The organism is Flavobacterium sp. 245, from assembly GCF_004362055.1.
In the GTDB taxonomy this organism is placed as follows: domain Bacteria; phylum Bacteroidota; class Bacteroidia; order Flavobacteriales; family Flavobacteriaceae; genus Flavobacterium.
On record NZ_SNXB01000001.1, the window covers coordinates 393,698 to 416,819 of the forward strand.

Consider the following 23,122-nt stretch of genomic DNA (forward strand, 5'->3'; position numbering starts at 1 on the left):
GTTATTTAATAAGAGTTTTTAGTTCGCCTTTTGATTTGATTAATGCCACTTCGGCAATTTTATAATTTAAAACAGCTCTAGTGTAATTGTTTTGAGCTTCTTGATGTGCATTTTCAGCATCTAATAAATCGGTTAATGATGCTAAACCTTGCAGATAATTATTTTTTGTATTGCTCAAAATTTCACGAGCCAAACGCATATTTTCTTGCTGATTTTTAATAGTGACCATGTTATTATCGATTTGCGCCATTGCATTTCTATAATCCAGATCAAGAGAAAGTTTAGTGTCTTTAATATCTTCCTGAAGTGTTCTGATATCTACATCAGCCTGTCTTACTCTGGCACGAGTTCCAAAACCAGTAAATATTGGCACACTTAAATTCAATCCAATTCCTGAATAATCAGACCAGTAAACGCCTGAAGATGGTTTTGCAAAAAGTGGAAATTCTGGACCTTGACCTATATAATTATATCCAGCACTTAGTGAAAGTTTTGGGTAATATTCGGCCATAACTGCTTTCTTTTGAAACACTAACAATTCTTCTTGTTTTTTCAAAAGCAGATATTCTGTTCTGTTTTCTACATTTGGAACTTCAGTTAAAGATGCTGGAACCGCTTCAAATTCTTCTCTTGGAATTACAATTTGAGTTTCAATTGGCATACCCATATAAAACTTCAAAGAATTTTCTTGTAATTCAATTTGATTTTTAACTTGCTGACGATCTGTATCAATGTTTGACAGTTTTACAATAATACGGTCTAAATCAATTTTCTTAGCTAAACCATTATCAAATTGACCTTTTACAACATCATGAACTTTTGTAGTATTGAAATAAGTACTGTCAAGTAATTTTAATCTTTCGCGCTGCACGTATACAGAGTAATAGTTATTTGCAACTCTTTCAATAACTTGTTCTTCTGTTAACTGATCGTTGATTTGATAAAATTCACGAGTAGATTTTGCAGCTCTCAAACCTGTAAATACTGATTGGTCAAATAAAGCCTGAGTCAAATTGATTCCTGCGCCTGATGTCCATTTTTGACCAAAAGTTGCCTGAATACTTGTTCCCGGCTGACCAAAAGATCCTCCATCAATAACACTTGTCTGCAATATTGGATTATAAGTTAAATTTCCATTTGCATGAATTTGTGGCAAAGCTCTTGAACGAATCTCCTGAATTTGGTATTCGCTGTTTTCAACCTGTAATTTTGCCTTTTTAGCTTCGGCTTTATTTTGAAGCGCATAATTAAGCGCATCTTTTAAGGTTAAAGTTACTTGTGCATTGGCCGACAGCCCAATAGTGCACAAAAGTATTACAATTATTTTTTTCATAAATTATAGATTGACGATTAAGCAGTAATTTTTTTAAGTTGTTTCTCTAATTCTTGTATTCCTTTTTCTGTTGCCATTGCTCTGGTATGATATTCCAAAGCTTCTAATTCTATTTTTTGTGCTTCTCTTTCTGAAACTGTAGTTTCATTAATATGAAAAATCAAAGTGTAATAAAATTTCACGTAGAGATCAATATTCAAATCAGTTCGATACAAACCTTCTTGAATTCCTTTTAAAATATTATCTTTAAAATAATGATTGCATTGGTCAATTTCATGCGTCATTACATTTTGATAAATTTCTGGGTAATGTTTTTTCAGCTGATAGAGAGGCGAAGTATCTGTGGCATTCTTAAACATGTCACGAAACATTTCTCTAATTTCAAAATTTTCATGAATTGCATTATATTTTTTTTCCACAATCGTATCAATAACTTCATGTACCTGTTTATGAACCATTGAGGTACTCTCTTCAATTAAAACTTCCTTATTACAGAAATATTTGTAAATCGTTTTTTTCGAAATACACATTTCTCCTGCAATATCATCCATCGTAACACTTTTAAAACCGAGTTTTAAAAACAACTCACTCGCTTTTGATATGATTTTCTCTTTCATTTTGATTTTCAGATTGTTATTATAAATATAATTAGAAAACTGAAGCCATAAAAATAGTTTCCGTTATATTTGTAATAATTTTACATTATTATATTCATTGTGTAGGATTTATATGCTGAATTCTAAATTAGCAATAAGTTTAATATCTCTTCCAAGTGCCAAACCTCCGTTATGATTAAATGAATTATAATCCAGGCCAAAATCCTGGCGCTTGATATCTCCCTTAATTTCAAAAGCAACTTTTTTCTCGCCGTTATACGTGTTAACACCAATAAACTCTGCGTCAAGTTCTACAACTTTGGTAACATCTTTTATCGTTAAATCACCTTTAAAAAAATTAATATTATTATTCACTTTTTGAAAAGAAGTCGATTTAAAACTAATAATAGGATGCTCATCGACATCAAAAAAATCCTGAAGCTGCAGATTGGTATCAATTTGCTGAAAGCTTTCATTTTTATTATTAATATCAAATGAAAACTCTACTGATGCATCTTCAATTTCATTGTCTTCAATATTCACATAACCGCCAAATTTATTCGTAGTTCCTCCTAAATAAGCAATTATTGAATGTCTCATTTTGATTAAAACATCTGATTGTGTAGAATCTAAAGTCCAAGTTGTCTTCATAAATACCTGATTTAACTGAGCTTACATAGCGCTCAAATTCTTAAGGAAACTTTTTTAGTGTCCTGAGTTTCCAATTATGGGTGCAAATATAGACAGGAAACTCAGAATACCAAAAAAGTTTCCAAGTTTTTTTTATTTTTTTTGACATATTATTTTGATTTCACTTAAAAGCAAACATTAAATGTTTCTTAGCATTTCATATTTACAAAGCAATTATTCATAATTGAATTGTATCTTTGAGCCTCGTAAATCAGAATTTCATTTTATGCACAATATAAGTCAGTACCAAGATTTTTTTATTAGTTACTTAAAAACGCAAAGCATACAAAAAGAACCCAAAAATCTTTATGAGCCTATTGAATATATTTTAGGACTGGGCGGAAAAAGAATGCGACCGGTACTTACTTTAATGGCTTCAGAAGTTTTTGATACCGATTATAAAGTTGCGCTTCCAGCCGCAATGGCCGTCGAAGTTTTCCATAATTTTTCGCTGGTTCATGATGATATTATGGATGATGCTCCACTTCGAAGAGGGGAAGAAACGGTTCATGAAAAATGGAACATCAATACTGGAATTTTATCTGGTGATGCGATGCTGATTTTGGCTTATCAATATTTTGAACAATATGAACCTTCTGTTTTTAGAGACTTGGCTAAATTATTCAGCAAAACGGCACTTGAGGTTTGCGAAGGCCAGCAATGGGATGTTGATTTTGAAGAAAGAAACGATGTTACCATTCCTGAATATTTAAAAATGATTGAATACAAAACCGCCGTTCTGGTTGCAGCAGCAATGAAAATGGGCGCGATTGTTGCCAAAACTTCAGAAAAAGAAGCCGATTTAATTTATGATTTCGGATTAAATTTAGGTTTGGCTTTTCAATTACAAGATGATTATCTGGATGCATTTGGAGACCCCGAAACCTTTGGAAAACAAGTTGGAGGAGACATTATTGAGAACAAAAAAACGTATTTATATCTAAAAGCAATTGAATTTTCTTCTGAAGAAGAAGCAGCAGAATTGCAACAATTATTTGGATTGCAATTAGAAGACAATTTAGAAAAAATAGAAACTGCGAAAGCAATTTTTAATACATCTGGAGCTTCAAAAGCCACTCAGGAAGCCATTGAAATGTACACTTTTAAAGCTTTTGAAACTTTAGAAAAAATGGATATTAATTCTGAAAAGAAAAATATTCTGAGAACATTTGGAGAAAATTTAATGGGAAGAAAAGTTTAGTATTCAGTTTTCAGTATCAGTTTTCAGTATTAAAAATCTAAAATCAGCAATCTAAATATAAAATCAAATGTTTGTAGCACCAGTAAGCACCGAATCACTTTTAGAGCAAGCGCAGGCTGAGACTTTATATTTAAGTTTAATTGAACAAATTAATAAAGATTTTAATTTGGCCAATGAAGGAATTGATTTTCCATTGAGCATTTCGCCAGAAGAATTAAAAATTCAGCTTCACGAAAAAATCTACAGAATGATTCAGTACAAATTTGCTGAATATTTGAATCTGCTTTACATCATCGATGTTTCTGAAATCGAAATCAAAAAATTAGATGGATCTGATTTAGTAATTCTTGCTGAACAAGTTGCTTTTTTAATTTTAAAAAGAGAATGGCAGAAAGTGTGGTTTCGAAAGAATTTTAAATAGAAGGTTCTAAGATTCTGAGATACTAAGGTTTTTCGTTTGGTCTTATAATACTTTTCAACTTATCTAATTCAGACCAAAGTCCAAATCCATTCGTATCTAATTTACTTCCTACAATCTGGAAACGGCCACATTTAAAACAAATTTTTGCTATACCAACTGTTTTTTCTTTCTTCTTAAAAATAAAAACATCCCGATATTCTGCAGCACAAGAAGCATAAGAATCTGGTGACGAATATTTTTCGCTAAAAACATTTTGAATGTCTTTTTGCTGTTTAATAGTTAATTCTGATTTTTTATATTTATGCTTTAATAGAATTTTATCAAAATTTTCTTGCAGAATAGTGTCAGGAAAATGATGTACATAAATATCAAAAAATTCCTCCTCCATTTTAGTATTATTTTCCTTCATAAGGATTTTTGCAAAATCATCTTCGGAAAAATCCAAATAATAATGATCGACTTTATCCGAATCAAAAAAAGGTCTTAGTTCTTTTTTTACAACTTTTTTATTTTCAGCCTTATCTCCCTTTTGAGAATGATTACAACTTAGAAATATAATTATTGTAATTATGAAAATGTATTTTCTCAAATTTTCTTGTTTTAAAAACCTTAGAATCTTAGCACCTCAGAACCTTAGCAACTTAGAAATAAACTCTCACAAAAGGCATAAATCCAGATCCGTAAAGACTTTTATTAGGATCATACAAAACATCGTAACGTGCACCAATTGTCACATTTCCAGTTCTGTAACCAGCTCCGAGATATAAGGCCGTATTCCAATAAGCATCAGAAAAACCTGGGTGATAATAATTTTCTTCATAATCCGTATCTACACGAACCTGCTCTAATTCTGCAGATAACTGAACTTGCGGAATTGGGTTTACAAGTGTGATAAAACTTCCTCCATAAACAAAAGATTCATAGTAGTCTTTTTGATATAAATAGCCAAACTGCAGTCCAACACCCATTGAAACTATTGGATTTATGTTATAAATAGCACTCGGCATAACCGAAATATTAGTATAACCAGATCCGAAACCTAATCCTAATCCGCCTCCAAACTGAACTTTATCCCAAAAATGATTGCTATTGTCAATGACATAATTTTGCTGTGCGTTTCCAGAGTTGGAAAATAAGACTGTCAAAATCACAAAAAAAGATTTGAAAACGATTGAAATTTGATTTTTATTCATAGTTGAGTCTATTTTTAACAAATTTTTACGTAAAAGTACGTAAAAAAAAGATTTAAATAAATGTGATTGTTGTACTTTTGCGATTCTATTTAACAAAAAGTATATTCACTAATATTATGGATAGGTTTTCATTTTTAAATGCAGCGCATACAGAGTTTTTTGCACAATTATATGATCAATATTTAGTAAACCCAGATAGCGTTGAGCCTAGCTGGAGAAGTTTCTTTCAAGGTTTTGACTTTGGACAAACCGTTTATAATGACGAAAATCCAGTGCAGACAATCGTTGAGTATGTGACTAGCGATAACACAGATTACAGTCAGATTTCTGAAAAACTAAAGAAAGAATTCAATGTTCTTAAATTAATTGACGGATACCGTACGCGCGGCCATTTGTTTACTAAAACAAACCCTGTTCGTGACCGTAGACAGTCTTCTCCAACTTTAGATATTGAAAATTTCGGATTATCAGCAGCAGATCTTTCAACTGTTTTTGATGCAGCACAGACAATCGGAATTCCACCTTCATCATTGCAAGACATCGTAAATCGTCTTAAAGCCATTTACTGCCAGCATATTGGAATTGAATATATGTACATCAGGAATCCTGGCGTTGTAAAATGGATTCAGGATAAATTAGCTGTAAATGTTAATCAGCCAAATTTCTCTACAGAAGAAAAGAAAACAATCTTAAATAAATTAAACGAAGCTGTTTCTTTCGAGAACTTCTTACACACTAAATATGTTGGACAAAAACGTTTTTCACTAGAAGGTGGAGAATCTATTATTCCAGCTTTAGATGCTTTGATCGAGCAAGCTGCTGAAAAAGGTGTTGAACAATTCGTAATGGGAATGGCACACCGTGGTCGTTTGAACGTTTTGGCAAACATCTTCGGAAAATCTACTCAGGATATTTTTGGCGAGTTTGACGGTAAAGATTACGATCAGGAATATTTTGATGGTGACGTAAAATACCACTTAGGTCTTACTGCCGACAAAAAAACAAGATCAGGAAAAAGCATCAATATCAATTTAGCACCAAACCCTTCGCACTTAGAAACCGTTGGAGCTGTAATTGAAGGAATCACAAGAGCTAAACAAGATAAATATTATGCTGACGATTTCTCTAAAGTATTACCTATCGCCGTTCACGGAGATGCTGCAATTGCAGGACAGGGTATCTTATATGAAATCATTCAGATGGCGCAGCTTGACGGTTACAAAACTGGAGGAACAATCCATATTGTAATCAACAACCAAGTTGGTTTTACTACAAACTATTTAGACGCTCGTTCATCAACTTATTGTACAGACGTTGCTAAAGTAACATTATCTCCGGTATTACACGTAAATGCTGATGATGCTGAAGCTGTTGTACACGCAGTATCTTTTGCATTAGACTACAGAATGCAATTTGGACGTGACGTATTTATCGATTTATTAGGATACAGAAAATACGGTCATAACGAAGGTGATGAGCCTCGTTTCACACAGCCGGTTTTATACAAAATCATTGCTAAACATAAAAACCCAAGAGACATCTACGCTGAGAAATTATTATCTGACGGCGTAATTGATGCATCTTATGTTAATGCTTTAGAAAAAGAATACAAATCTGCTTTAGAAGAAAATTTAGAAGCTTCTCGTAAAAAAGATTTAACGATCATTACTCCATTCATGAAAAACGAATGGGAAGGATTTGTTCAGGTAACCGATACACAAATGCTTCAGAAAGTAGATACTACTTATGATAAAAAAGGATTAGATTCTATCATCAACACCATCTCAACTTTACCGTCAGACAAGAAATTCATCAATAAAATAAGTAAAATTGTTACGGATAGAAAAGCGGGATATGACAATAATACTCTTGATTGGGGAACTGCAGAAGCACTTGCTTACGGTTCACTTTTAACAGAAGGATTTGATGTTCGTATTTCAGGTCAGGATGTTGAAAGAGGAACTTTCTCTCACCGTCATGCTGTAGTAAAAGTGGAAGATTCTGAAGAAGAAGTTATTCTTTTAAATGGTATCGAAAATAAAAAAGGAAAATTCGGAGTATTTAACTCTCTTTTATCTGAATATGGAGTTCTTGGTTTTGACTACGGATATGCATTAGCAAACCCGAAAGCCTTGACAATCTGGGAAGCACAATTTGGAGATTTCTCTAATGGAGCTCAAATTATGATTGACCAATATATTTCTTGTGGAGAAGACAAATGGAACAACCAAAACGGAATTGTTTTATTATTACCTCACGGATATGAAGGACAGGGTGCTGAACACTCTTCTGCAAGAATGGAACGTTACTTACAACTTTGTGCAAGACAAAATATGTATGTTGCTGACTGTACAACGCCAGCAAACTTCTTCCACTTGTTGAGAAGACAAATGAAAACTAATTTCCGTAAACCTTTGGTAGTTTTTTCTCCAAAAAGTTTATTGCGTGATCCAAGATGTGTATCAACAGTTGACGAATTAGCAAACGGAAGTTTCCAAGAAACAATTGACGATACTACAGTAGATAAAAAAGGTGTAAAAACGTTAGTTTTTGTTACTGGTAAATTCTACTATGACATCGTTGCAGAAAGAGAAAACAACGGAAGAAATGATGTTGCAGTTGTTCGTATCGAACAATTGTTCCCATTACCAGTTGAACAATTAAAAGCAATTATCGCACAATATCCAAATGCTGATGATTATGTTTGGGCACAAGAAGAACCTAAAAACATGGGAGCCTACAGCTTTATGTTAATGAACTTTGATCTTGTAAAATGGAGATTGGCATCATTAAAAGCTTATGCTGCTCCGGCATCTGGAAGTTATACACGCGCAAAACGTCGTCATGCAGATGCAATTAGAATGGTATTCGATAAAAATTTATTCAGATAAAAAGAATGTTTCAAGTTTAAAGTTTCAGGTTTAACAACATGAAACTTTAAACCATAAAAACCTTAAACAAAAACAAAGATGATTTTAGAAATGAAAGTCCCATCACCAGGGGAATCAATAAAAGAAGTTGAAATTGCAACTTGGTTAGTAAAAGACGGAGATTATGTAGAAAAAGATCAAGCTATTGCTGAAGTTGATTCAGATAAAGCTACTCTTGAATTGCCTGCTGAAATGAGCGGTATAATTACACTAAAAGCTGAAGAAGGTGATACTGTAGCAGTAGGAGCTGTAGTTTGTTTAATTGATACAGATGCTGCAAAACCAGCAGGAAGTGCTCCAGCTGCACCAGCAGCAGAAGCTCCAAAAGCTGAGGCTCCAAAAGCTGAAGTAAAAGCTGAGGCTCCAAAAGCAGCTCCAGCACCAGCAGCAACAAGTTATGCAGCCGGCACTCCATCTCCTGCAGCAAGAAAAATATTAGACGAAAAAAACATAGCACCAGCAACAGTTTCAGGAACTGGAAAAGGTGGAAGAATCACTAAAGATGATGCTGTAAATGCAGTACCTTCAATGGGAACTCCAACTGGTGGAAGCCGTGGAACTGAGCGTACAAAATTATCAATGTTACGTCGTAAAGTAGCAGAAAGACTAGTTTCAGCTAAAAATGAAACTGCTATGCTTACTACTTTCAACGAAGTAAACATGACGCCAATCAACCAAATTCGTAATGAATACAAAGATGCTTTTAAAGCTAAACATGGTGGTTTAGGTTTAGGTTTCATGTCATTCTTTACAAAAGCGGTTACTAGAGCACTAGAATTATATCCAGATGTTAACTCTATGATGGACGGTGATTACAAAATCGCTTACGATTTTGCTGATATCTCAATCGCAGTTTCTGGACCAAAAGGATTAATGGTTCCTGTAGTTCGTAATGCTGAACTTTTAACTTTCCGTGGAATTGAAGCTGAAATCAAAAGATTAGCTTTAAGAGCTCGTGATGGTCAAATTACAGTTGATGATATGACTGGTGGAACTTTCACAATCACTAACGGTGGAGTTTTTGGAAGTATGTTAAGTACTCCAATCATCAACCCTCCTCAATCAGGAATTTTAGGAATGCACAATATTATTGAGCGTCCGATTGCTGTAAACGGAAAAGTTGAAATTCACCCAATGATGTACGTTGCTCTTTCTTATGACCACAGAATTATTGACGGACGTGAGTCTGTTGGTTTCTTGGTTGCTGTTAAAGAAGCTTTAGAAAATCCAGTAGAATTATTGATGAACGGCGATGCTAAACGTGCTTTAGAATTGTAATTTTAAGTAATTTTCGCAATATTAAAAAGCCTGTTCATTCATTTGAACAGGCTTTTTTTTGCTTAATATTAGCTTAAGACTTGCTTAAGATGTTAATTTTTTAATAAAATGTAAATTTTACCCTTTAAAAAATATTTTATTTAGAATAAATAAAAATAGCTTGCGTGATTAGTAATCAAAGCATAAATTTGCGCTATTCAAATCAATTCTAAATAAAAATGAAATATAAATTTACAATTTCACTTTTGGCTTTGTGTTTTGTTTTGCTTTCAGGAACATCAACTTGGGCGCAACAAAAAGCGACAATTAAAGGTCAAATTAGCTTAGCTAATAATCAAAGCGCAGATAACGTTTCAGTCGTATTAAAAGGAACAAAAATTGGGACTAATACAGACAGCAACGGTAACTACGAAATCAAAAACATAAAACCTGGAAATTACACTCTTAGAGTTTCTGCAGTAGGTTTTACTTCTAAAGAAAAAAGCATTACACTTAATAGTGGCGATGAAATTGTCGAAAACTTCACTATTACTTCAAATTCAGAGCAATTAGACGAAATTGTAATTAACGGAGGAAGCAAAAAAAATCCTTTAGCTCGTAAAGAAACACAACAAGTATCAAGATTACCTCTTAAAAATCTTGAAAACCCACAGGTTTATACCACAATCACAAGCGAACTTTTAAAAGAACAAGTTGTTACAAATATTGACGATGCCCTTAAAAATGCGCCAGGATTAACACCGCTTTGGACTTCAACTGGTCGTGGTGGCGATGGTGCAGGATATTTCTCTTTAAGAGGATTTGCAGTGCAGCCAACAATGATCAACGGGTTGCCAGGATTAACAAACGGAAGTTTAGATCCTGCAAACATTGACAAAATTGAAGTAATCAAAGGGCCATCCGGAACTTTGTTCGGCAGCAGCTTAATCTCTTACGGAGGTTTGATCAACTTAACTACTAAAAAACCTTATGACCATTTTGGCGGTGAGGTAAACTATACTGCTGGAAGCTACGGCTTAAACAGAGTTACTGTAGACGTTAATACTCCATTAGACGAAGAACACAAAATAAACTTCCGTTTAAACACAGCGTACCATACTGAAAACAGTTTTCAGGATGCAGGATTCAGAAAATCGTTTTTCTTTGCTCCTTCATTATCATACCAAGTAAGTGACAAACTTTCGTTTTTCATTAATACAGAATTTATGAGCAATGAAGCAACTAACCCAACTATGTTGTTTTTAGACAGAGGTGCGCCGCTTAGAGTTCATAATATAGACGAATTAGGTTACGACAACAAACGTTCTTATACTAGCAACGAATTGTCTATCAAAACTCCATCATATAACCTTCAAGGACAAATGATGTATAAATTCAATGATCAATGGACTTCACAAACTGTTGTATCTAGAGGTTCATCAAAATCAGATGGTTATTATTCATACTTATACGAAGGAACTCAGTACTATCCAGGAATTACAGAAGGAATTGTTTTAGCCCGTTATATGAACTATCAAAACTCTACTACTCTTACAACTGATATTCAACAAAACTTTATTGGTGATTTTGTTATCGGAAGTATGAGAAACAGAATTGTTGCTGGTGTTGACTACTTCAACAGAGGCGGTATTGATAATGGTACAAGTTATGTTGGAAATGGAGGTATCTACATTGGGAACCTTGACACAAAAACAGTAAACGAGCAATTTTTCGGAATTACTGATCCTGCTAACTACATTACAAATGGTGATAGCGGAAAATTAACAAAAGCTGGATCTGATGCACTTTTAGCAGATGCTTCTATGACAAATGCTAAAACAAAACAAGAAGTTTACAGTGCTTATTTTTCTGATGTGATCAACTTTACTCCTGCTTTATCTGCAATGGCAAGTTTACGTGTTGACCGTTTTATGACTGCTGGTGATCTTTCAACAAAAGATGATGATTTTAACCAAACTGCATTCTCTCCTAAATTCGGATTAGTTTATCAGCCAATTATTGACAAAGTATCGATTTTTGCAAATTACATGGATGGTTTTGCAAATTCAGCTCCTGTAACAGAAATTTTATCTGACGGAAGCAGACGCCCAAGAACTTTTAAACCAGAACACGCTAATCAATTTGAAGTTGGAACTAAATTAAACATATTTAAAGATAAACTTTACGCGACATTTAGCTACTATGATATTCAAGTAAAAGAGCAGGTTTATATCGTTTACACTGCAACAACTCAAACAGCGTTTCAAGATGGAGCACAAAGAAACAAAGGTTTCGAGGCTGAATTTATTGCAAATCCAATTGATGGCTTAAACATCGTTGCAGGATACAGCTATGTTGATGCTGTCTTAACTGCAGGAGATCCTTCTTTCGTAGGAAACAGACCTGAAAGCTCTGGGCCAAGAAACTTAGCAAACTTTTGGGCTAGCTATAAATTTCCAGAAGGAGACTTAAACGGTTTTGGTTTAGGTTTTGGAGGAAATTATGCCGACAAGAACTTAATTATGAACAGAAATGTTGTTGGTCAATTTGCAATTCCTTCTTACACTGTTTTAAATTCATCTATTTTCTACGGAACAGAAAAATTCACATTGACGCTTAAACTTGATAATATCGCTAACGTTGATACTTATGACGGATGGTCTACAATCCACCCAAGAAACATGAGAAGCGCAGTAGCAAGTTTTTCTTATAGATTCTAATTAATAAAAAAACACCTTTCTGTTGAGTCAGAAAGGTGTTTTTAAATTCTATAAATTATGATAACAATAGCCAGCTTTATCGTTTTTTTAGCTTTTTATACGCTTTATTATACTTCAAAAAGAGCCGTTTTATCCTATGACCTGGGGTTTGAAAAATGGATGCAACGCAATCCAAAACAAACTAAAATTACTGGATTAATATTGCTTTCTTCTGCTTATGCCATGTGGCTTATAACAAAGTCTCTATGCTGTGGCACTTTGATGTTTTTTATTCAGCTGATGACTGTTGGAAGTCTTATTATCATTCTGACTCCATTGAAAAAAGTAAACAGCAAAGCACTTTTGGTACTGCTGATTTTTATCGCAATTTTAGAATTCTACTACAACTAAAACCAGTTTAAACCACGATATGCCAGCAAATCCAAAATATTTAACTCCTGCCTTTTGGCCTCGTTTTTCCAAAATTACGGCTGCTATTTTAGGAGGTTACTTTGTATCTATAACTTTTCATTTGGCATTAGCTGCTTGGTTCAATCGCGCTGATGTCCTGATCACAATGGCTTTTACCGGATTTATTCTTTGGACAGCATTAATGGTCGTTGCTTTTTTAGCAAAAAGCGGCTGGAAAATTTGGGGTATCTATATTCTATTGAGTCTGCTTTTTTGTCTTTTTATCTACCTGGGTCAAACCTATAATCAAACGGCGCACTAATTTATGAACAACCGTAATTATAATATCTATTTTCATACACATACTGTCAGTGGCATTGTCATAAGTGTAGCTCTTTTTGTAATTTTCTTCGCTGGATCTTTTTCTTTTTTTAGAGATGAAATCATCAATTGGGAAAGAAGTGAATCTACAGCTTTAACAAAAGAAATTCAATTAGATTACAACGTTGCACTACAGCATCTTGACAAAAAATATATTTTACACGGAAGAAATATTACGATCTCTAAACCTTCAACAGAAGATAGAGTTGCCGTTTATATGGAAGGAACCAAAGATACTTTGGCCCCAGCCAAACAAACAGAAGGACAGTTTTTTTATCTTGATAACAAAAATTACAAATCCTACACTTACGAAGAATCTTATTCGTTAGGCGAATTGTTATATCGTCTGCATTTCTTTGCTCAGATTCCTTATCCTGTTGGATATTATCTATCTGGATTTACCGCATTGTTTTTTCTGTTTGCAATTATAACGGGCGTTTTGCTTCATTGGAACAAAATTGTATCGAACTTTTATATGTTCCGTCCAAAAGAAAAATTAAAAACACTTTGGACAGATGCGCATACCGCTTTAGGAATGATTGGTCTTCCTTTTCAATTTGTGTATGCTGTTACAGGAGCTTTTTTTATGATTAAGCTTTTGATTGTTGCACCTGCTGTCATGGCATTATATGGTGGCGATCAGGATAAATTATATAAGGAACTTGAATATACAGATGCCGATTATAAATTTGAAAATAAAAAATTAGCAAATCCTTTTAATGTAAGTCAACTTGTAGCAAAAGCAAAAAGCAATTGGTCCGATTTTGAAATTACACGTGTTTTTATTCAAAATTACGGTGATGCAAATATGCATATTTTGGTGGAAGGAGAATTGCTGAGCCACAAAAAATTTACTGGAATAGGAAAGATTGACTATCGAGTAGCCGACGGAAAAGTGATCGCTAAAAAAGATCCAATTTTACAAAACAGCTATCTTGATGTTGTAAAAAATGTTTTATACCGAATTCATTTTGGCGACTATGGCGGTTACGCTTTAAAAATCATCAGCTTTATTTTAGGAATTATAACTTGTTTTGTTATTATTTCCGGAGTTATGATTTGGTTAGTTGCTAGACAGAAAAATAATCTGCCAGAAAAGAAAAGACGTTTCAATGCTGCCGTTGTCCGAATTTATTTGGCGATCTGTTTGAGCATGTATCCTATTACAGCTTTAGCTTTTATTGGAAGCAAAATATTTTACCCTTTAAGTCAATCTAATTTATTTACACTTTATTTTGGCGGATGGTTATTGCTTACGATCTTTTTTATCATCAAAAAGAACGATTCTTTCACCAATAAATTCTGCCTGATTTCTGGAAGTATTTTAGGTTTTTTAATCCCCGTTACAAACGGAATTGTGACCGGAAACTGGTTTTGGAATTCCTTTATGGAAAACAAAATTCAGATTTTCTTCATTGATGTTTTCTGGATTTTCTTAGCTTCAATTTCATTGTATGTTGCGTACCATTTAAAACCAAAAAAAACAGTTTCTTAAAAAGAACTTGATATAGTCTCTTATAAAGACGATAATTTTTTTGAATCTCGCAAAGTCGCGAAGTTCCATCGCTTTTTCTAATATTGCTTTGCGACTTCACAACTTTGTGAGATTAATTCTTTTATTAGCATCCAGTCTTTTATCAAACTTACAGACGAAATAATTAGAATTATTTGTCCCATATGAATTTTGCGTATAATTTTACGCTTTTAATCAAAAAATGGGATTTACAACTAAAATACGTTTTCTGCATAAATGGCTCGGATTAATTTCTGGTCTTATTGTTTTTATTGTCTGCATTACAGGCTGTATTTTCTGTTTTCATGATGAAATAAAAGACATCACCAGAAAAGAATGGCGTTTGGTTGAACCTCAAAATAAACCATTTTTGATGCCATCGGTTTTAAAAGAAAAAGCGAAGGAAATTGCGCCAAAAAACAAAATAAGCATGATCGCTTATTACGGAAAAAACCGCTCTGCAATTGTTTATACGTATTCAGATACCAAAAATTTATATCTCTATTTTAATCCGTACACAGGTCAATATTTAAAAACCGAAAATCCCAAAACTGATTTTTTTATTATAGTTGAATACATTCATTTGTATCTCCTTTTGCCCGATTATATTGGGAAACATATCATTGGAGGTTCAACAATCATTTTTATTTTATTATTGATTTCTGGAATTATTCAATGGTGGCCAAAACGAAAAAGTGATATCAAAAGAAGTTTCACCATTAAATGGAATGCTAAATGGCGTCGCGTAAATTATGACTGGCACAATACTTCCGGATTTTATATTGCATTGATCGCTCTTATACTTGCGATTACAGGTTTGACTTTTACCTACGAATGGATGGGTGATGGCATTTACAAAACATTCAATTTTGGTGGAGACAAAGCAGCCGAAACAAAAACTCCAATAATTGATACAACAAAATTTAAAACAGTATCAGTTACTGCAATAGACAAAGCTTTCATTCAAACCATGAAACGCCAGCCAAAAGCTGAAATGTTTTTTGTAATGATCCCACAGCAAAAAACTGATATTGTGAGCACGGGCGCTTATCCGCATACACTGCGATATGACCAGCAAAGCAATTACTATTTCCATCCATCTGATGGAAAATTAATTCAAAGTCAGACTTTTGATAAAAAAACACTCGGACTGCAGGTCGTAGAAATGAATTATGGAATTCACACGGGACAAGTTTTAGATCTTCCGGGAAAAATAATTGCTTTTACGGTTAGTTTGTTAGCATCGGCATTGCCGGTTACTGGTTTTGTAATTTGGTTTGGACGCCGAAAAAAGTCTAAAAAGGGCATAAAAAAACCGCTTACATAAAGCGGTTCTTTTATAATTTGTCGAAATTAATTAATTTCTGTTTGCTAAAGCATTTTTCTGTAAACTTTTCACTGAGCTAACTTTACTGTCAACATAAGCTACTTCTTTTAGACTGTCTTCATTAAAGAAAATCCATTTTCCAGTTTTCACTCCGTCTGTGTATTCTCCAACGGTTTTTTTATTTCCTTTTTCGTCATAAGATACCCAAACACCATCTAACTTACCATCCTTAAAAAAGCCTTCTTGCTGCACTTTACCATTTTCATAATAATAAGTAGCTTTTACCTTGTTTCCAACGGCTTCTAATTCAGGTTTAGTTTCCTGCGCAACTAACATTCCAGAGAACAACAACGCAGCTAAAATTACACTCTTTTTCATATCTGTAGGTATTTAATGTTAAGAAATCTTTATCAAATATAATCAAATGTTTACATTAAAAAAACTTTTGCTTAACAATTTGGTAACATTGGATAAAAACTTAACATTGGGAATTCTTGAAAAACAAAAAAACCAGTGCTTAGGCACCGGTTTTACTGCTATTTAATAAAAATCAAAATGTTACGATAACGTTATCGATTTCGTAAATAAATTAGTTCAATAATGAATCTAACTGCGTCTGGAGCTCTGGAGAAGAGGGTCTTGTTGCGTTTGCATCTACTACTTTACCAGTTGGATCAATCAAAATAAATCTTGGAATACTCATTACATTGTAACTTGTTGCAAAATCAGATTTCCATTCATTATCAGCCAAAAGCTGGATTCCTCCAAGCTGTTTATCTGCTACAAATTTTTGCCATTTATCATGGTCTTTTTGAGCATCTATTGAAACACTTACAAATTCAATGTTTTTCCCGTGATATTTTTCTTCTATTTTTTGAAGAAAAGGAATTTCAGCGCGACAAGGCCCGCACCAAGTAGCCCAAAGATCAATATAAACATACTTTCCTTTTAATTCTGAAAGCTTTGTTTTTCCTCCTTTATGATTTTCGTACTCAAAATCTGGCGAAAGCTTATTGTTCATTTTAGCAATTTCCTGAGCCTCCTTGCGATATTCTAAAAAACCCGCTATTGCTCTTGCTGCGTTTTCAGATTCAATTTTCACAAATTCCGGATCAAGTTTTTTATTACTCAGCCTTTTAGCATCGCCCTCTTTTTTTTCTTCTATTAATTTATTAAAAGCTGCATCGTCAAGACTGGCTACACTATCATCATAAAGCTTTTCATCAGCTAAAATTCGTTGGGCTAAAACATTGTTTTCTTCACTTCCTTTTCCTTTGTAAACAATAGATTCATCAAATTGTTTTGCATCCATTTTCAATTTAATGTCATATCCGTTTTTCAAAAAGAGCTCTGTTGATTCCAGACCATCAGATAATCGGCTTCTGCCACCCGCAACAACCAATGTATCTTTAAAAATACCTTTACTATTGACTTTAATCTTTTTAATAATTTTACCATTATTAAGGATTGATATAACGTCGCTATTTCTATTAGCAATATTTGCTTCAAAAGTGACATATTTTTTAGATTGAGCACTGATATTCAAAGCACTGAAAAGGACTAATCCGGCAATAAAAAATTTCTTCATAGATAGTAAGGTTTGTTTTTAGTATATCAAATCTAAAGAATTTAGAATCGCAAATTTGAACTATTAACAAAATATTTCAAATTTATATGCAGCAACTTAGCACTTTACTATATTATTTTATTTTTTGTGTTTACTTTTGCAGTCTAAAATTTAGATCATGTATAGAAGTCATAATTGCGGCGAATTAAACGCTTCAAATATAAATACCGAAGTTACGCTTGCGGGCTGGGTTCAAAAATCACGCGATAAAGGATTTATGAATTGGGTCGATTTACGCGACCGTTATGGAATTACTCAACTTATTTTTGACGAAAGTCGTACCGATAAAACCGTTTTTGAATTAGCCAAAACGCTTGGACGTGAATTTGTTATTCAAGTAAAAGGAACTGTTATCGAGCGTGAAGCAAAAAACAAAAATATCCCAACAGGTGAAATCGAAATTTTAGTTTCTGAATTGACTATTTTAAATGCGGCATTAACTCCTCCATTTACTATTGAAGATGAAACTGACGGTGGAGAGGACATCAGAATGAAATATCGTTATTTAGATATCAGAAGAAATCCGGTAAAAAACAGCTTATTGTTTCGTCATAAAGTAGCGATGGAAGTTCGTAAATATCTATCTGATTTAGATTTCTGCGAAGTTGAAACACCTTACTTAATCAAATCAACTCCAGAAGGAGCAAGAGATTTCGTTGTACCAAGCCGTATGAACGAAGGACAGTTTTATGCATTGCCACAATCTCCGCAAACTTTCAAACAATTATTGATGGTGGGCGGCATGGATAAATATTTCCAAATCGTGAAATGTTTCCGTGACGAAGATTTACGCGCAGACCGTCAACCAGAGTTTACTCAGATTGACTGCGAAATGGCATTTGTTGAACAAGAAGACATTTTGAATGTTTTTGAAGGTTTGACAAGACATTTATTAAAAGAAATTAAAGGCATTGAAGTAGAGAAATTTCCAAGAATTACCTACGATTATGCTATGAAAACATACGGAAACGACAAGCCAGACATTCGTTTTGGGATGAAATTTGGTGAGTTAAACGAATTTGCACAGCATAAAGAATTCCCAGTTTTCAATTCGGCTGAATTAGTTGTCGGAATTGCAGTTCCGGGAGCAGGAAATTATACTCGTAAAGAAATCGACGGATTAATTGACTGGGTGAAGCGTCCGCAAGTGGGAGCGTCTGGAATGGTGTATGTAAAATGTAACGAAGATGGAACTTTTAAATCATCTGTAGATAAATTCTACGACAATGATGATTTAGCAAACTGGGCAAAAGCAACAGAAGCAAATCCTGGCGATATGATTTTTGTACTTTCAGGTCCTGCAAATAAAACACGCGCACAGCTTTCAGCTTTGCGTATGGAATTAGCAACTCGTTTAGGATTACGTAAACCTGAAGAATTTGCTCCATTATGGGTTGTTGATTTTCCATTATTGGAACTTGATGAAGAAAGTGGCCGTTATCATGCGATGCACCACCCGTTTACTTCACCAAAACCAGAAGATATGGCTTTACTGGAAACAGAACCAGGAAAAGTTCGCGCAAACGCTTACGATATGGTTTTAAACGGAAATGAAATTGGCGGTGGATCAATTCGTATTCATGATAAAGCAACGCAACAATTGATGTTTAAATATTTAGGATTTACCGAAGAAGAAGCAAAAGCTCAATTTGGTTTCTTAATGGATGCTTTCCAGTTTGGAGCACCACCACACGGAGGATTAGCTTTTGGTCTAGACCGTTTAGTTGCTATTTTAGGAGGTCAGGAAACAATTAGAGATTTTATCGCTTTCCCTAAAAACAATTCTGGGCGTGATGTAATGATCGATGCTCCAGCAGCAATTGACGATGCACAATTGAAAGAATTGCATATTAAAATAGACGCTATTTAAATTTAAAAAAAATAAATTATACAAAAGAGCAGTTGAAAATTTCAACTGCTCTTTTTATTTCTAAATCTTTAAGAATAATTGCAAAAATCACACTTATTACTATAAAAAATTCCTACAATTAAAATTTTCCTTTATTCCTACAATAAACGATTCTCAAATTATGGTATTTCATATAAAATTTGATGCAATAAACTACGTAAAAACACTGTAAATCAATAATTTTTACAAAAAATTAACACGTACATGTCTTTTGTATTAGTTAATATGTTACATTTGCTTTATTATAAATTATTATTACAATTACAATGCGTACAGGTACAGTAAAATTTTTCAATGAATCTAAAGGTTATGGATTCATTACAGACGAAGAAACAGGAAAGGACATCTTCGTTCACGCTTCAGGAATTAACGCGGAAGAATTACGCGAAGGTGACCGTGTAAGCTATGAAGAAGAAGAAGGAAGAAAAGGGAAAGTTGCTGCTAAAGTAGCAGTAATCTAAGAAAAATATAGCAATTTATTTTTTTTGCCTCTGAATGGTTTTAAGAACGTCCCGAAGTATCGGGACGTTTTTTTTTGCTCATTTCTTAAAAAAATATTAAAAAAACCAGTCGTTATTTATAATCAATAAAAATTACACACAAACGAGGTTTCATAGCATACTTATATCCCCCTTTAGTTTGTGATTTACATAGTTGAAAGTTATCTTTGTGGCTTATTCTTTAAGTAAAAATCACAAGTTTATGCAATCTGATCAATACAGTTACATTCCTATTTTAATGCAGTTCATTCTGGCTGTTGGTTTTGTGGTAGGAACTATTATAATTTCTGGAAAATTAGGCCCAAAAAGAACCTCAGAAGTTAAAGACAAAAACTTTGAGTGCGGTATCGAATCTGTTGGTAATGCTCGTATTCCTTTTTCAGTAAAATATTTTCTAGTTGCCATTTTGTTTGTATTGTTTGACGTAGAGGTAATTTTCCTTTACCCTTGGGCAGTAAATTTTAAAGACCTTGGCATTGAAGGAATGCTTAAAATGATTGTTTTCATGGCTTTGCTTTTAGTTGGTTTTTTTTACATCATCAAAAAGAGAGCTTTAGACTGGGAATAATTAAGATTTTAGATTTTGGATTTCTGATTTTAGATTAAGCATCTGGAATTAAAATTTAAAATTTAAACTCAATCGAAATTTAATACTGATTTAAAAAATTGATTTTACTATTTAGGATTTCAAAAAATCTTAAAATCTAAAATCAGAAATCTAAAATAAAAATGAGCGATTCAAATGTAAATATGGTTGCGCCACCTGAGGGAGTTGTAGGAGAAGGTTTCTTCGCTACAAAACTAAATGATGTTGTTGGTTTGGCACGCGCGAATTCTCTTTGGCCTTTACCTTTTGCAACATCTTGTTGCGGAATTGAGTTTATGGCAACAATGGCTTCACATTACGATTTGGCACGATTTGGATCTGAGCGTGTGAGTTTCTCTCCTCGTCAGGCAGATATGTTATTAGTAATGGGAACAATTTCTAAAAAAATGGCTCCAATTTTAAGACAAGTGTACGAACAAATGTCTGAGCCACGCTGGGTAATTGCTGTTGGAGCTTGTGCTTCTTCTGGCGGTATTTTCGATACTTACTCAGTTCTTCAGGGAATTGATAAAGTAATCCCTGTTGACGTTTATGTTCCAGGATGTCCTCCAAGACCAGAACAGATCGTAGACGGCGTAATGAGATTACAAGATTTGGTAAAAAGCGAATCTGTGAGACGCAGAAGCTCACCAGAATACCAAGAATTATTAGCTTCCTATAATATTTCATAAGATGGCGTTAGAAAACACCCTGATTCAAGATAAACTTATTGAAACATTTGATACTAATGTTTTCAATTTCCAACAAGAAAGAGATATTTTTTCGATAGAAACAACTGCTGATAAAATCACTGCATTAATTCTGTTTTTAAAAAATGATGCTGATCTGCAATTTAACTTTTTAACAGATTTATGCGGCATTCACTATCCAGATAATGAACTAGATCGTCAATTTGCAGTAGTGTATCACATGCACAATTGGATCGAAAACAAACGAATCAGAATTAAAGTTTATTTAGATGGCGAAAAACCAGAAATCAAAACTGTTTCAAATATTTTCTTGAGTGCAAACTGGATGGAAAGAGAAACATATGATTTCTTCGGAATCAATTTTATTGGCCACCCACAATTGAAACGTATTTTGAATATGGATGAAATGGTGTCTTTCCCGATGAGAAAAGAATTCCCAATGGAAGACAGCGGAAGAACTGATAAAGACGACAGATTCTTTGGAAGAACAACAACAAATTGCTAAAAAATAAATAATTCAACATTATAAAATGTCAGAACTATTATTACCACCAGAGCATCGTTATGCTAAAATAATTAAAGAGAAACTAAACGAAGACGGAAGCGAGCTTTCGGTACTGAATTTAGGTCCAACTCACCCTGCGACTCACGGTATTTTTCAAAATATCCTATTAATGGATGGTGAAAGAATTCTAGAGGCTGAACCAACTATTGGCTACATCCACAGAGCTTTCGAAAAAATTGCCGAAAATCGTCCTTTCTATCAAATCACGCCTCTTACAGACCGTATGAACTATTGCTCCTCTCCTATTAACAATATGGGATGGTGGATGACTTTAGAGAAACTGTTAGGTGTTGAAGTTCCAAAAAGAGCACAATATTTAAGAGTTATTGTAATGGAGCTTGCTCGTATTACGGATCACTTAATCTGTAACTCGATTCTTGGAGTAGATACTGGTGCGTATACTGGTTTCTTATACGTTTTTCAATTTAGAGAAAAAATCTACGAAATCTACGAAGAAATTTGTGGGGCTCGTTTGACAACAAATATGGGAAGAATCGGTGGATTTGAAAGAGACTGGTCTCCAGAAGCTTTCAAAAAACTAGATGCTTTTCTTGAAGAATTTCCAGTTGCATGGAAAGAATTCGAAAACCTATTCGAAAGAAACAGAATTTTCCTTGACAGAACTGTAAACGTTGGTGCAATTACTGCAGAGCAGGCAATGGCTTACGGATTTACAGGTCCAAACTTACGTGCTGCCGGAGTTGATTACGATGTTCGTGTTGCACAGCCTTACTCATCTTACGAAGATTTTGATTTTATTGTTCCTGTTGGAAAATCAGGTGATACTTATGATCGTTTCTGTGTTCGTAATGCTGAAGTTTGGGAAAGTTTAAGCATTATTCGTCAAGCGTTGGATAAAATGCCAGCTGGAAACGAATATCATGCAGAGGTTCCTGATTACTATCTTCCTCCAAAAGAAGATGTATACAATTCGATGGAATCATTAATCTATCACTTTAAGATTGTAATGGGAGAAGTTCCTGTACCAGTTGCAGAAATTTATCATCCTGTTGAAGGAGGAAATGGAGAGTTAGGTTTTTATTTAGTTACAGACGGAAGCAGAACTCCATATAGATTACATTTCAGAAGACCTTGTTTTATTTATTACCAAGCTTATCCTGAAATGATTAAAGGTGCTTTACTTTCAGATGCAATTGTTATTCTATCAAGTTTAAATGTTATTGCAGGAGAATTAGACGCCTAAAAAGATTGCAGGTTTTAGATTTTAGATTTCAGATTGGAAAAATCTAAAATTTAAAATCAGAAATCTAAA

At 33.7% G+C, this 23,122-nt stretch carries 22 protein-coding genes; 15 read left to right on the forward strand and 7 right to left on the reverse strand.

What is annotated here, in order from left to right; all coding sequences use genetic code 11:
• Position 1 precedes the first annotated feature (1 nt).
• From EV145_RS01640 to EV145_RS01650, 3 genes are all read right to left on the reverse strand, one after another.
• The gene (locus EV145_RS01640) at positions 2-1,333 is read right to left on the reverse strand and encodes a TolC family protein (RefSeq protein ID WP_133523497.1); all 1,332 of its coding nucleotides are present in this window, start codon (positions 1,331-1,333) and stop codon (positions 2-4) included.
• Between the two features lie 17 nt (positions 1,334-1,350).
• On the reverse strand, positions 1,351-1,950 hold the full coding sequence (locus EV145_RS01645) for a TetR/AcrR family transcriptional regulator (protein WP_133523498.1): 600 nt from the start codon (positions 1,948-1,950) through the stop codon (positions 1,351-1,353).
• Between the two features lie 108 nt (positions 1,951-2,058).
• Positions 2,059-2,580: a YceI family protein gene (locus EV145_RS01650; RefSeq protein WP_133523499.1), complete on the reverse strand. Its 522-nt coding sequence runs from the start codon at positions 2,578-2,580 to the stop codon at positions 2,059-2,061.
• Positions 2,581-2,845: 265 nt separating this feature from the next.
• Here EV145_RS01650 and EV145_RS01655 point away from each other — a divergent pair, with 265 nt between their 5' ends.
• A complete protein-coding gene (locus tag EV145_RS01655) occupies positions 2,846-3,820 on the forward strand; it encodes a polyprenyl synthetase family protein (protein WP_133523500.1) in 975 nt (324 codons plus the stop codon).
• Positions 3,821-3,887: 67 nt separating this feature from the next.
• Entirely contained in the window at positions 3,888-4,241 is a 354-nt protein-coding gene (locus EV145_RS01660; protein ID WP_133523501.1) for a hypothetical protein, read from the forward strand.
• Between the two features lie 22 nt (positions 4,242-4,263).
• Here EV145_RS01660 and EV145_RS01665 read toward each other — a convergent pair whose 3' ends face one another.
• Complete coding sequence (locus tag EV145_RS01665) at positions 4,264-4,830, reverse strand: hypothetical protein (protein ID WP_133523502.1); 567 nt, start codon at positions 4,828-4,830, stop codon at positions 4,264-4,266.
• Positions 4,831-4,882: 52 nt separating this feature from the next.
• Positions 4,883-5,434 carry a hypothetical protein gene (locus EV145_RS01670; protein WP_133523503.1) on the reverse strand — a complete coding sequence of 184 codons (552 nt, stop codon included), beginning with the start codon at positions 5,432-5,434 and terminating at the stop codon, positions 4,883-4,885.
• A 116-nt stretch (positions 5,435-5,550) separates the two neighbouring features.
• Here EV145_RS01670 and EV145_RS01675 point away from each other — a divergent pair, with 116 nt between their 5' ends.
• The 7 genes from EV145_RS01675 to EV145_RS01705 all read left to right on the forward strand — a co-directional run bounded on the left by EV145_RS01675 (position 5,551) and on the right by EV145_RS01705 (position 15,952).
• Complete coding sequence (locus EV145_RS01675) at positions 5,551-8,325, forward strand: 2-oxoglutarate dehydrogenase E1 component (protein ID WP_133523504.1); 2,775 nt, start codon at positions 5,551-5,553, stop codon at positions 8,323-8,325.
• Between the two features lie 78 nt (positions 8,326-8,403).
• Positions 8,404-9,642: a 2-oxoglutarate dehydrogenase complex dihydrolipoyllysine-residue succinyltransferase gene (gene odhB / locus EV145_RS01680; RefSeq protein ID WP_133523505.1), complete on the forward strand. Its 1,239-nt coding sequence runs from the start codon at positions 8,404-8,406 to the stop codon at positions 9,640-9,642.
• A gap of 218 nt (positions 9,643-9,860) precedes the next feature.
• Positions 9,861-12,341 carry a TonB-dependent receptor gene (locus EV145_RS01685; protein ID WP_133523506.1) on the forward strand — a complete coding sequence of 827 codons (2,481 nt, stop codon included), beginning with the start codon at positions 9,861-9,863 and terminating at the stop codon, positions 12,339-12,341.
• Between the two features lie 57 nt (positions 12,342-12,398).
• Positions 12,399-12,731, forward strand: a complete 333-nt coding sequence (locus tag EV145_RS01690; protein ID WP_133523507.1) for a hypothetical protein — start codon at positions 12,399-12,401, stop codon at positions 12,729-12,731.
• A 19-nt stretch (positions 12,732-12,750) separates the two neighbouring features.
• Complete coding sequence (locus EV145_RS01695; RefSeq protein WP_133523508.1) at positions 12,751-13,053, forward strand: hypothetical protein; 303 nt, start codon at positions 12,751-12,753, stop codon at positions 13,051-13,053.
• Between the two features lie 3 nt (positions 13,054-13,056).
• Positions 13,057-14,607, forward strand: coding sequence for a PepSY-associated TM helix domain-containing protein (locus EV145_RS01700; RefSeq protein ID WP_133523509.1), 1,551 nt, complete (start codon positions 13,057-13,059; stop codon positions 14,605-14,607).
• Between the two features lie 220 nt (positions 14,608-14,827).
• Complete coding sequence (locus tag EV145_RS01705; RefSeq protein WP_133523510.1) at positions 14,828-15,952, forward strand: PepSY-associated TM helix domain-containing protein; 1,125 nt, start codon at positions 14,828-14,830, stop codon at positions 15,950-15,952.
• Positions 15,953-15,982: 30 nt separating this feature from the next.
• Here EV145_RS01705 and EV145_RS01710 read toward each other — a convergent pair whose 3' ends face one another.
• A complete protein-coding gene (locus EV145_RS01710) occupies positions 15,983-16,330 on the reverse strand; it encodes a toxin-antitoxin system YwqK family antitoxin (RefSeq protein ID WP_133523511.1) in 348 nt (115 codons plus the stop codon).
• 211 nt (positions 16,331-16,541) lie between these two features.
• Positions 16,542-17,540, reverse strand: a complete 999-nt coding sequence (locus EV145_RS01715; protein ID WP_133523512.1) for a TlpA family protein disulfide reductase — start codon at positions 17,538-17,540, stop codon at positions 16,542-16,544.
• A 157-nt stretch (positions 17,541-17,697) separates the two neighbouring features.
• Here EV145_RS01715 and aspS point away from each other — a divergent pair, with 157 nt between their 5' ends.
• From aspS to EV145_RS01745, 6 genes are all read left to right on the forward strand, one after another.
• Positions 17,698-19,449 (forward strand): aspartate--tRNA ligase, encoded by a 1,752-nt coding sequence (aspS, locus tag EV145_RS01720; protein WP_133523513.1) that lies wholly within the window; start codon positions 17,698-17,700, stop codon positions 19,447-19,449.
• 305 nt (positions 19,450-19,754) lie between these two features.
• Complete coding sequence (locus EV145_RS01725; protein ID WP_007137066.1) at positions 19,755-19,949, forward strand: cold-shock protein; 195 nt, start codon at positions 19,755-19,757, stop codon at positions 19,947-19,949.
• Positions 19,950-20,190: 241 nt separating this feature from the next.
• Positions 20,191-20,556: an NADH-quinone oxidoreductase subunit A gene (locus tag EV145_RS01730; protein WP_133523514.1), complete on the forward strand. Its 366-nt coding sequence runs from the start codon at positions 20,191-20,193 to the stop codon at positions 20,554-20,556.
• Positions 20,557-20,717: 161 nt separating this feature from the next.
• The gene (locus tag EV145_RS01735; RefSeq protein WP_133523515.1) at positions 20,718-21,266 is read left to right on the forward strand and encodes an NADH-quinone oxidoreductase subunit B; all 549 of its coding nucleotides are present in this window, start codon (positions 20,718-20,720) and stop codon (positions 21,264-21,266) included.
• 1 nt (position 21,267) lies between these two features.
• Positions 21,268-21,789, forward strand: a complete 522-nt coding sequence (locus EV145_RS01740; RefSeq protein WP_133523516.1) for an NADH-quinone oxidoreductase subunit C — start codon at positions 21,268-21,270, stop codon at positions 21,787-21,789.
• Positions 21,790-21,814: 25 nt separating this feature from the next.
• A complete protein-coding gene (locus tag EV145_RS01745; protein ID WP_133523517.1) occupies positions 21,815-23,053 on the forward strand; it encodes an NADH-quinone oxidoreductase subunit D in 1,239 nt (412 codons plus the stop codon).
• The last annotated feature ends 69 nt before the right edge of the window (positions 23,054-23,122 follow it).